General features: G+C 61.5%; 10 protein-coding genes, 1 tRNA gene and 1 pseudogene. All 12 read right to left on the bottom strand.

The window, feature by feature from the left end; all coding sequences use genetic code 11:
- Positions 1-132 precede the first annotated feature (132 nt).
- Complete coding sequence (rpoB, locus tag AC0L25_RS29785; protein WP_473598738.1) at positions 133-4,269, bottom strand: DNA-directed RNA polymerase subunit beta; 4,137 nt, start codon at positions 4,267-4,269, stop codon at positions 133-135.
- A gap of 248 nt (positions 4,270-4,517) precedes the next feature.
- The gene (gene rplL / locus AC0L25_RS29780) at positions 4,518-4,895 is read right to left on the bottom strand and encodes a 50S ribosomal protein L7/L12 (RefSeq protein WP_023680442.1); all 378 of its coding nucleotides are present in this window, start codon (positions 4,893-4,895) and stop codon (positions 4,518-4,520) included.
- Between the two features lie 54 nt (positions 4,896-4,949).
- Positions 4,950-5,468, bottom strand: a complete 519-nt coding sequence (gene rplJ / locus AC0L25_RS29775; protein ID WP_473598737.1) for a 50S ribosomal protein L10 — start codon at positions 5,466-5,468, stop codon at positions 4,950-4,952.
- Positions 5,469-5,883: 415 nt separating this feature from the next.
- Entirely contained in the window at positions 5,884-6,582 is a 699-nt protein-coding gene (gene rplA / locus AC0L25_RS29770) for a 50S ribosomal protein L1 (RefSeq protein ID WP_473598736.1), read from the bottom strand.
- Positions 6,583-6,586: 4 nt separating this feature from the next.
- A complete protein-coding gene (rplK, locus tag AC0L25_RS29765) occupies positions 6,587-7,015 on the bottom strand; it encodes a 50S ribosomal protein L11 (RefSeq protein ID WP_023798121.1) in 429 nt (142 codons plus the stop codon).
- A 172-nt stretch (positions 7,016-7,187) separates the two neighbouring features.
- A complete protein-coding gene (nusG, locus tag AC0L25_RS29760) occupies positions 7,188-7,715 on the bottom strand; it encodes a transcription termination/antitermination protein NusG (protein WP_006333333.1) in 528 nt (175 codons plus the stop codon).
- A 27-nt stretch (positions 7,716-7,742) separates the two neighbouring features.
- Positions 7,743-7,946 (bottom strand): preprotein translocase subunit SecE, encoded by a 204-nt coding sequence (secE, locus tag AC0L25_RS29755; protein ID WP_013531408.1) that lies wholly within the window; start codon positions 7,944-7,946, stop codon positions 7,743-7,745.
- A gap of 370 nt (positions 7,947-8,316) precedes the next feature.
- Positions 8,317-8,392: transfer RNA gene (locus AC0L25_RS29750), tRNA-Trp, on the bottom strand.
- A 35-nt stretch (positions 8,393-8,427) separates the two neighbouring features.
- Positions 8,428-8,937: a metal-dependent hydrolase gene (locus tag AC0L25_RS29745; RefSeq protein ID WP_473598735.1), complete on the bottom strand. Its 510-nt coding sequence runs from the start codon at positions 8,935-8,937 to the stop codon at positions 8,428-8,430.
- 63 nt (positions 8,938-9,000) lie between these two features.
- Positions 9,001-9,520: pseudogene (locus AC0L25_RS29740) on the bottom strand (group II truncated hemoglobin).
- Between the two features lie 92 nt (positions 9,521-9,612).
- Positions 9,613-11,286, bottom strand: coding sequence for a COG3904 family protein (locus AC0L25_RS29735; RefSeq protein ID WP_473598734.1), 1,674 nt, complete (start codon positions 11,284-11,286; stop codon positions 9,613-9,615).
- Between the two features lie 201 nt (positions 11,287-11,487).
- On the bottom strand, positions 11,488-11,563 hold a 76-nt coding region (locus AC0L25_RS29730), incomplete at its 5' end, for an EF-Tu C-terminal domain-related protein (RefSeq protein WP_454589835.1).

Genomic DNA, 11,563 nt, shown 5'->3' with positions numbered 1-11,563 from the left:
CCTTCTTTCGCGCCCAGCGGCCTATTAAATTTTTTTTTTTATCTTTTTTTTGCCCAAACCCCGTAACCCTTTTTGGGTTTTTTTTGGGGGGGGGGGGGGGGGGCCCCCCCCCCCCCCCCCCGCACGTCTTGCTTACTCGGCCGCGTCGGGCAGCCGGATTGGGTTGTCGTCGAGCTTGGTGTTCTCCAACTCGACATTGAGGCCGAGGGACCGCATTTCCTTGACCAGAACGTTGAAGCTCTCGGGGATGCCGGCCTCGAACGTGTCGTCGCCTCTGACGATCGCCTCGTAGACCTTGGTGCGGCCGGCGACGTCGTCCGACTTCACCGTCAGCATCTCCTGCAGCGTGTAGGCGGCGCCGTACGCTTCTAGCGCCCAGACCTCCATCTCGCCGAAGCGCTGGCCACCGAACTGCGCCTTGCCGCCCAGCGGCTGCTGGGTAACGAGCGAGTACGGCCCGATCGAACGCGCGTGGATCTTGTCGTCCACAAGGTGGTGAAGCTTGAGCATATATATGTAGCCCATCGTCACTTTGCGATCGAACGGCTCGCCGGTGCGTCCGTCATAGAGCTGCGACTGACCGCTGGTGTGCAGGCCCGCCTGCTCCAGCATGATGTTGATGTCGGCCTCGTGCGCGCCGTCGAACACCGGTGTCGCGATGGAGACGCCGCGGCGCATTTGCTCGCTGAGGCGTACGACGCTCTCGTCGTCATAGTCGCGGATCGGCTCGTTGCGGTCGTTGGCCGGCATGAAGCTCTCGAGCGTCTTGCGCAGCGGCTTGATGTCGCCGCCTGTCTTGTACGCGTCGATCAGCTCGCCGATCTTCCTGCCCATGCCGGCGCAAGCCCAGCCCAGATGCGTCTCCAGGATCTGGCCGACATTCATGCGGCTTGGCACACCCAGCGGGTTGAGCACGATATCGGCATGCGTGCCGTCCTCGAGGAACGGCATGTCCTCGACCGGAACGATCCGCGACACGACACCCTTGTTGCCGTGCCGGCCGGCCATCTTGTCGCCGGGCTGCATCTTGCGCTTCACGGCCACGAAGACCTTGACCATCTTCATGACGCCGGGAGGCATCTCGTCGCCGCGCTGCACCTTCTCGACCTTGTCCATGAAGCGCTGTTCGAGCGCCTTCTTGGAATCGTCGTACTGGCCACGCAGGGCTTCCAGTTCGCTTTGGAGCTTTTCGTTCTCCACTGCAAACTGCCACCACTGCGAACGCGGATACTCGTCGAGCGTGTCCTTCGACAGCTTCGAGCCTTTCTTGAAGCCCTTCGGCCCGGCAATCGCGTCCTTGCCGATGAGAACGTCGGACAGGCGCGAATAGACGTTGCGGTCGAGGATCGCCTGCTCGTCGTCGCGGTCCTTGGCGAGGCGTTCGATCTCCTCGCGTTCGATCGCCATGGCGCGCTCGTCCTTCTCCACACCGTGGCGATTGAAGACGCGCACTTCGACGACGGTGCCGAAGGTTCCGGGCGGCATGCGCATGGAGGTGTCACGCACGTCCGACGCCTTTTCGCCGAAGATGGCGCGCAGAAGCTTTTCTTCCGGCGTCATCGGGCTTTCGCCCTTCGGTGTGATCTTGCCGACCAGGATATCGCCCGGCTGCACTTCCGCACCGATATAGACGATGCCGGCCTCGTCGAGGTTTTTCAGCGCTTCTTCCGAGACGTTGGGAATGTCGCGCGTGATTTCCTCCGGCCCGAGCTTGGTGTCGCGCGCCATGACCTCGAACTCCTCGATATGGATCGAGGTGAAGACGTCGTCGGCGACGATGCGCTCGGACAAGAGGATCGAGTCCTCGTAGTTGTAGCCGTTCCACGGCATGAACGCGACCAGCACGTTGCGGCCGAGCGCCAGATCGCCGAGCTCGGTCGACGGACCGTCGGCGATGATGTCGCCCTTGTTGACCCGGTCACCCATGCGCACCAGCGGACGCTGGTTGATGCAGGTGTTCTGGTTCGAACGCTGGAACTTCATCAGCCGGTAGATGTCGACGCCCGACTTGCCGGGATCGAGATCTTCCGTGGCGCGGATGACGATACGCGTCGCGTCCACCTGGTCGACGATACCGCCGCGGCGGGCGCCGATGGCGGCGCCCGAGTCACGGGCGACGATCGGCTCCATGCCGGTGCCGACAAACGGCGCTTCGGCGCGCACCAGCGGCACGGCCTGACGCTGCATGTTCGAGCCCATCAGGGCGCGGTTGGCGTCGTCGTTCTCAAGGAACGGGATCAGGGCCGCGGCCACCGACACCATCTGCTTCGGCGACACGTCCATCAGATCGACGTTTTCGCGCGGCGCCATCATCACTTCGCCGGCGTTGCGGCAAATGACGAATTCGTCGACGAACCCACCGTTCTTATCGAGCTCGGCATTGGCCTGCGCGACGTGGTGCTTGGCCTCTTCCATCGCCGACAGGTAGACGACCTCATTGGTCAGCTTGCCGTTGACGATCTTGCGGTAAGGGCTCTCGATGAAGCCGTACTTGTTGACCCGCGCGAAGGTGGCCAGCGAGTTGATCAGACCGATGTTCGGGCCTTCCGGCGTCTCGATCGGGCAGATGCGGCCGTAATGCGTCGGGTGCACGTCGCGCACCTCGAAGCCGGCGCGCTCGCGGGTCAGACCACCGGGTCCAAGCGCCGAGAGACGGCGCTTGTGGGTGATCTCCGACAGCGGGTTGGTCTGGTCCATGAACTGCGACAGCTGCGAGGAACCGAAGAACTCGCGCACGGCGGCGGCCGCCGGCTTGGCGTTGATCAGGTCCTGCGGCATCACCGTGTCGATCTCGATCGAGGACATGCGCTCCTTGATCGCGCGCTCCATGCGCAGCAGGCCGACACGGTACTGGTTCTCCATCAGCTCGCCGACCGAGCGAACGCGGCGATTGCCGAGATTGTCGATGTCGTCGATCTCGCCCTTGCCGTCGCGCAGTTCGACCAGCGTCTTGACCACGGCCAGGATGTCGTCCTTGCGCAGCACGCGCACGGTGTCCTCGGCCTTGAGCTCGAGGCGCATGTTCATCTTGACGCGGCCAACGGCCGACAGATCATAGCGCTCGCTGTCGAAGAACAGCGAGTTGAACATGGCTTCGGCGGTTTCGAGCGTCGGCGGCTCGCCGGGCCGCATGACGCGGTAGATGTCGAACAGCGCGTCCTGGCGGCTCTCGTTCTTGTCGACGTTGAGCGTGTTGCGGATATAGGCGCCGACATTGACGTGGTCGATATCGAGAACCTTGATCTCGTCATCGCCGGCGGCGAGAAGCACCTTCAGCGTCTTTTCGTCGATCTCGTCCCCTGCTTCGAGGAAAATCTCGCCGGTCGCATAGTTGACGATGTCCTCGGCAAGGTAGTTGCCGAGGAGATCCTCGTCGGTTGCCTTGATCGCCTTGAGGCCCTTTTCGCCGAGCGCCCTGGCCTGGCGGGCAGTGATCTTCTTGCCGGCCTCGACGACGACCTCGTTGGTGTCTGCATCGACCAGGTCGCCAACGGCCTTGAGGCCGCGGAAACGCTCGACGTTGAACGGGATGCGCCAATGGTCGCCGGCGCGCTTGTAGGTGATCTTGTTGTAGAAGGTCGACAGGATCTCCTCGCCGTCCATGCCGAGCGCCATCAACAGCGACGACACCGGAATCTTGCGGCGGCGGTCGATGCGCGCGTGCACGACGTCCTTCGAGTCGAACTCGATGTCGAGCCACGAGCCGCGATAGGGGATGACGCGCGCGGCAAACAGCAGCTTGCCGGACGAATGCGACTTGCCCTTGTCATGGTCGAAGAAGACGCCCGGCGAACGGTGCATCTGCGAGACGATGACACGCTCGGTGCCGTTGACGATGAAAGTGCCGTTCAAGGTCATGAGCGGCATGTCGCCCATGTAGACGTCCTGCTCCTTGATGTCCTTGATCGACTTGGCGCCGGTATCCTCGTCGATATCGAACACGATGAGGCGCAGCGTCACCTTGAGTGGCGCGGCATAGGTCAGGTCGCGCTGACGGCATTCGTCAACGTCGAATTTCGGTGCTTCGAACTCGTACTTCACGAATTCCAGCATCGAGGAGCCGGAAAAGTCGGAAATCGGGAACACCGATTTGAAAACCGCCTGCAGTCCCTCGTCAGGGCGACCGCCCTTGGGCTCCTCGACCATCAGGAATTGGTCGTAGGATGCCTTCTGAACCTCGATCAGGTTCGGCATCTCCGCAACTTCCGGAATCTTTCCGAAGAATTTGCGTACGCGTCTGCGGCCATTGAAAGTTTGTGTCTGGGCCATCGTCGCTCCTTAGCTCGATTCTCGGGGCGAGCCTCGCCGCGGCTCGCCTTGCATTCTCGGCCACCTGGGCGGCGGCCTTTTATTTGTTCACCCGCCACCTGTCGGTGGCCGGCCAAAACGGGAGAAAACCCGTTTCCTGAAGGCCGGTTTACGGTCCTCAGGAAAGAGGTTTTCGTACTCGCGTTACGCAGCCTCCCTTCGCCAAGGGAGTGGCGGACGGCGCGAAGCCGCCCGCCGATATTAAACGCTTACTTCAGTTCGACCTTGGCGCCGGCTGCTTCCAGCTGGGCCTTGAACTTGTCCGCGTCGGCCTTGGAAACAGCTTCCTTGACCGGCTTCGGAGCCGCCTCGACCAGGTCCTTGGCTTCCTTGAGGCCAAGACCGGTGATGGCGCGAACTTCCTTAATGACGTTGATCTTCTGAGCGCCCGCCTCGGTGAGGACGACGTCGAATTCCGTCTTTTCCTCGACCGGAGCAGCAGCGGCCGCAGCACCGCCAGCGGCGGCAACCGCCACCGGAGCAGCGGCGGAAACGCCCCACTTTTCTTCCAGAAGCTTCGAAAGCTCGGCCGCCTCAAGGACGGTCAGCTTCGAAAGGTCGTCTACGATCTTTGCCAGATCAGCCATTGCAATATTCCTTCATAAGGTTCGAACGTGTGTTTGTGATAGCGAGGAACGGCCTCATGCCGCCTCGTCCTTCCGGGCGTAAGCGCCGATGACACGCGCGACCGAAGCCGCAGGCGCATTGACGATCTGGGCGATCCGGGTTGCCGGCGTGGCGATCATGCCAACCAGCCTGGCGCGCAGCTCATCGAGCGACGGAAGTGTGGCGAGTGCCTTCACACCGTCGGCGTTGAGCGAGGTGGTGCCCATTGCGCCGCCGAGAATGACGAGCTTGTCATTTCCCTTGGCGAAATCGGACGCGACCTTCGGCGCCGCAATCGGATCCTCCGAATAGGCGATCAGCGTCTGTCCCTTGAACAGGTCGACGATCGATGCGGAGTCCGTGCCCTGAAGAGCGATTTTGGCGAGACGGTTCTTCGCGACTTTGACGGTGCCACCGGCGACACGCATTTTCGACCGAAGGTCGTTCATTTGCGCGACGGTGATACCGGCGTAGTGGGCCACGACGACTGAACCAGCGCCCGAAAACGCTTCATTCAGGCCCGTGACGAGTTCGCGTTTTTCCGCTCTGTCCACTGCCTATCTCCAGTTGACCCCAATCCTGTTAACGGGAACATTCCCATTACGAGGACAGGCGTCGGGTTGCCTTTTTGCCGGTCGGGCCATCCAGTAACGGATCTCCCGAACGACGATCGAGGATCCTGCCCCCTTTCGCCACACCAGCCGGCAAGCCGAATGGTGCGCAGACAAAAGGCAAACACGGTTCGAACCTTTCATTGGAGCAGTCGCTCCTTTGTCCGGTCTTCACCCGTCTCATGCAGGCCCACATGAATTAAGGCCCCCCCTTGAACTAAGGCTTGGGGCCGCCCGCAATCTCGGACAGGATGTCCGGAAGCCTTCCGACTTCCGGTACCGGGCCGCCAAGATAAGTCGGAGGCCCGGAATTCTGTTTGCGGATCAGCCCTTTAGCGGCCGATCCAAATAGTTCGTATCAGGACGCCGCCAGCGTCGAGACGTCGAGCTTGAGGCCCGGGCCCATCGTCGAGGTGACCGACACCTTCTTGACGTAGTTGCCCTTGGCACCAGCCGGCTTGGCCTTGTTCACCGCGTCGGCGAAGGCGCGGACATTCTCCTCCAGCGCCTTGACGTCGAACGAGATCTTGCCGACGCCGCCATGCACGATGCCGGCCTTCTCGACGCGGAACTCGACCGCGCCGCCCTTCGATGCCTTGACGGCGGCGGTAACGTCGGTGGTGACAGTGCCGACCTTCGGGTTCGGCATCATGCCGCGCGGGCCGAGCACCTTACCCAGACGGCCGACCAGCGGCATCATATCCGGCGTGGCGATGCAACGATCGAAGTCGATCGTGCCCTTCTGGACGATGTCGACCAGATCCTCGGCGCCAACGATATCGGCGCCGGCCGCCTTGGCTTCCTCGGCCTTGTCGCCACGCGCGAAAACGGCGACGCGGACGGTACGGCCGGTGCCGTTCGGCAGATTGACCACACCACGGACCATCTGGTCGGCATGGCGTGGGTCGACACCCAGGTTCATCGCGATTTCAACGGTCTCGTCGAACTTCACCGAGGACCGGTCCTTGAGCAGCTTCAGCGCATCACCCAAGGCGTAGGCCTTGTTGGGATCGATGCCTTCGCGGGTCGTCGATACACGCTTTGCAATCTTTGCCATGATCTCAGCCCACCACTTCCAGACCCATCGAGCGAGCGGAGCCCTCGACCATGCGCATGGCCCCCTCGATATCGGTTGCGTTCAGATCCTTCATCTTCTGCTCGGCGATGGCGCGCACCTTGTCGCGGCCAATCGTGCCGGCCTTGACCTTGCCCGGCTCCTTTGAGCCCGACTTCAGGTTCGCGGCCTTTTTCAGGAAGTAGCTCACCGGTGGTGTCTTCATGACGAAGGTGAACGACTTGTCCTGGTAGTAGGTGATGACGACCGGAACCGGCGATCCCTTTTCCATTTCCTGGGTCTGCGCGTTGAACGCCTTGCAGAACTCCATGATGTTGATGCCGCGCTGACCAAGCGCCGGTCCGATCGGGGGCGACGGCGTAGCCGAACCCGCGGAAACCTGGAGCTTGAGCTGGCCTGCAATTTTCTTAGCCATCTCTTTCCTGCCTTTAATCTCATGCCGGGCCCAAATCCGGGCTACACCGGCGGTTGCAGTCTGGTGGTGCGGTTCCCTGCGGCCGGCTAAAGCCGCATTCGCCTCCCACCCGTTTTGGCCGCGATTTCCACGCCGCCTCCCTCACCGCCGATTTGGCGACAAGGATTTCGGATCAGCCTTTTTCGACCTGTCCGAATTCGAGATCGACCGGCACGGCGCGCCCGAAGATCGAAACCTCCACTTTGAGCCGCGCCCGCTCCTCGTCCACTTCCTGGACGAAACCGTTGAACGACGCGAACGGACCGTCCGAGACGCGGATCGCCTCGCCGATCTCGAAAGTGACCGACGGCTTCGGCCGCTCGACGCCTTCCTGCACCTGGTTGAGGATGCGCTGCGCCTCGGCCTCGGTGATCGGCACCGGCTTCGAATCCCCCAGGAAGCCAGTGACCTTCGGCGTGTTCTTCACGAGCGAGAACACCGCGTCGGTCAGGTTGGCCTTCAGGAGCACGTAGCCCGGGAAGAACTTGCGCTCGGCATCGACCTTGCGGCCGCGGCGTATCTCGACGACCTTCTCGGTCGGCACTACGATCTGCTCGATGTCAGCGGACAGGCCTTTCTGCTTGGCCTTGTTCTCGATGTCCTCAGCGACCTTTTTTTCAAAGTTCGAATAGGCGTGGACGATGTACCACCGCGCAGTCATCTCAAGACTTCTCCGTAATCGCCGGACTTAGCGTCCAATGCCCAGAATCTGCTCGACCGCGAGGCCCATGAGCTGATCGGCAGTAAAGAAAAAGATCATCGCGATCACAGCGAACGCCAGAACCATCACCGTCGAGATCATCGTTTCGCGCCGCGACGGCCAAGTCACCTTGGCGGTCTCCGCGCGAACCTGCTGGAGAAAGACGAAAGGATTTGTGGTTTTCGAAGCCATGTGCCGCCTGTCTGCGAGACCCGTTGACCGGATCTCCTGGATGATCCCGCTGGCCGGGATGTGCCGCCTGAGCCTGTGTTCGCGCCGAATCAGCGCAATCATTTCGCCCATGCAAATCGGACGCGTAAAGCCGGATTCCCAGCTCCACGCGTCGCGTGTCTGTTTCGTCTACATAAAACCGATTCTTGATCCACGCAAGTGGCAAGTGTCCGCTTTATGACAAACGCCGCATCGGAACCATCCAGTCGTCCCGTCCCGGCTATGGCGCTCTTATGCCTCAAAACAGCCTATATGGCAAGCCACCATGCGATTTCAAAAGGTCGAAGCGTGGAGGACCAGACATTTTCCATGAATTGGCCATTTCGAAAAATGGCACGGGCAGCAGGGCTCGAACCTACGACCTGCGGTTTTGGAGACCGCCGCTCTACCAACTGAGCTATGCCCGTATCGCGCGCTGCTATTTCATAAAGCGGACGAGAACTCAAGTCGAGTTTTTAGGCGTGGCCGCGACGGGCTGCGATCGTCGAAATCCGAGGGCCAGCGCCCAGGCGCATATGAGAAGTTCGAGAGCAAAAGTCCAATGCAACATGAAGCTTATGACCCAGTTGCGATACATGGCCGGAACCGTGACGAGTTCGAGCGCACGCCGGTCGAACGGCATTAGCCACATTATAGGCGAGGCCACGCTGTCCAGGATCATATGCATCATTGCGGCGGCAAAGAAGGCGCCGACTGGGGCCAGATATCGCTGATCACGCCATTTCGCGAGCGACAATGCCACAAGGCCGGCCGCTGCCCAGAAGAGCGGCCAATGCGTGATGTAGGCGTGGTGATGGGTCTGGCGGCCATCGACAAAATGGAAGTAGAGCATGTCGATATCCGGGAAGACGCTGCCGAGCATAGCCGCCGCCATGATCCCCGATCTGCCGGGCCAACGATTTCGCGCGAAAGTTCCGAGTATGTAGCCAGCCGGAAGATGAGCGATCAGCATCGTCAAACCTTTCATTGCCGAATCGGTCGAACGTGCGGCATATTGTGGCGCATTCAGGAAGGGTTACCCCGCTTCGCCCCAAGCGGGCCAGGGAGAGGCTAATTTCGCGCTCGGTGGCTTGTACGGTCCGCCGGGCACGCCCCAGCCCCAGGCCGGCATCGGTTCCGTCTCCGGGTCGCAGGTCTCGCCAAGGTTGGAGTTCATCTTCGCCAGCCGCGATCCCCATTCGACATAGGCAGTGAAAGCCGAGCGGAATTCCGGATCGTCCGGCAGCCCGACTTCATCGGCGGCGTCAGCGAGCAGGTTGATCCAGCGGCGGCGCTGTTCCTCGCTCAGATGCTTGCCGAGATGGTGCATCACCATCTCGCGATGGCCGCCATGCTCTTCGCTGTAGGTCTTCGGTCCGCCAAAGACCTCTCCGATGAAGGCCGCGACATGCGCAGGATGGTCCGGCGACATGTTTTTTGAACACCGGGCCGACGATGGAATCCCTAGACACCTTGCCGTAAAAGGTTTGGGTCAGGCGGTTCAGCGCTTCGGTGCCGCCGGCCCATTCGAACAATGTCGGGACGTCCTCGTTCATCACCGATCCTCGGATGCAGCTGACAGCGACGATAGCGGAACGATCGTGCGGAGCTCAACCTGCCTCGATGGCCAGTTTGGGCCGGTGCGAAGCTACAGCTTCGGGGACGCCGCGGCCTCGGCGTTGGCTGACGGCGTGACCCTGCAATTATCGGGCTTGGGCAGCGACTTGCAGATGGTGGCCCCGGTCAGTTCGTCCACCGATTGAGGACCCGTCGTCAACCCGAGCTTCAGCATCGTTTCAGGTTCGAGTTGGTGCACGTCGGAGTGCTTCTCAATCGCTGTGAACAGGCCGGGACCGATCGCCATCTCATTCAGGTAAGCCTTCACTGCCTGCTTCTGTCCGATCAGGTGCAGCCTAAGCTGCGCCTGAGGACCGACAAACCGTCTGACACCCGCGGCAAGCATGAGCGCGCAGGCCGAATCACACTTCGCTCCCGCATCGACGCTCAGTCCGGCATAGGCGCCGTCTTTGGCCAAGCAATTCCATTCTCCCGGGTCGCAGCCGACGAAATCGGTGCGGGCAACGGCAACGTCGAGCCTCTTTTCATGAAAAAGCCGTCCCGCCGCTAGAGCGCTGAACAGGTCGCCGCCTTGTGAGCTGATCACCACAGGCAACCGCCGGTTGCCAAGCGTGGCGAGCAACTGGCGCAGCTTCTGCGGGGTCCGAGGCGTAATCGTGCCTTCCGCCGATATCCACTCCGGGCAATCGGGATTGCAGAGCGGGTTGCTGCCGCGAACGACAACGAAGCGCATCTCCGGCGCCCCGCTCCCCAGCGCTGCCTCGACCGGCTGAGCAGCTGCCTCCTTGGCCGGCTGAGAAAGTGGGACTTGAGCCGGTTGAGGAGGTCCGGCCTTCGCCTCGATCGCTGCCACCTTGGCCGGCTTGGCATTCGCAGGGATCTCCCTGCAGTTCGCCGGCGCCGGGCTCCGCCGGCATATGGCTGCTTCCGTCAGGATGTCGACGGAGTCGAGGCTGGTGACGAGCTTCATCGCCAGCATATCTCCCGACTTGATCTGCCTTATATCGCTGGCCGGCGTTGCCTTCATTACGTCCAGCACGCCCTGATCGACGCCCATCTCCTTCAAATAGGCCGCCAGTCTTTTCTCCACCGACTTGCTCATCTCGTAGGTTTTGTAGCTGCCGGCGTTCTTGCGGCCGACGATCTTCTTGCTGAGGACCTTCTTCTTGCCTCTGACCACGCGATAGGTGGTCCGGTACTGCAATTTCGTCTGGATGTAGGTCGTGGTGATCTGATGGACGCCGAGATAGGCCCATTGTCCGGCGACGCGCCTGATGCCCCCGGCAAACATCAGCGGACAGGCGGAATTGCAGATGGCGCCGCTGGCATAGGTGAAGCCGAAATAGCTCGCGCCCTTGCCGTCATTGGCCCGGCAATTCTTCATCTGTGGCTCGCAGCCGTAAAACATCGTCGCGCCGACTGCGATATCGAGCTTGTTCTTGCGGATCATGCGGCCGATCTGAAGGGCTGCATCGACATTGCCGCCCGGAGAATTGACGACGATCGGCAATTTGCGGCCGCCAAGCCCCTTGAGCGTGCGTTTGAACAGCGCCGGCGTGCCGGCTTCTATTGAGCCTTCAGCCGATATCCATTCCGGGCAGGTCGGTTCGCAACTAGGCGCGCTGCTGCGGACGACGACAAACCGCATCGTCGGACCAAGATCCGGTGCAGATGTTTCGGTATTCGCAGCGAAGGCCGCGTGTCCCATGACAAGGAACGACGCCAGGCAGATCAGCCCAAGCATCCACCATGCCTGATCATTCAGACGGTGCCATGGAACCATTCGGGCAAGCCCCCCGCAATGCGACCTATACTAGTTCAGCCTTGACGGCTTGCAACAGGGTTTTGCGACGCCGCAGGCGCCGGCCTGCTGCGCCCCAGAAAGGCATAAAGGGCGGCCCGAAGACCGCCCTTTTCCTGTCGATCCAGCGGATGCCGGTATCGATTACTCTTTGATGGTGACGACGATGCCGGCACCGACGGTGCGGCCGCCTTCACGGATGGCGAAGCGCAGCTTCTCT

Source organism: Mesorhizobium sp. WSM4813 (assembly GCF_055811555.1).
Note: the sequence above shows the minus strand (reverse complement) of the source record. Positions and strands in the feature narration are given on the sequence as shown.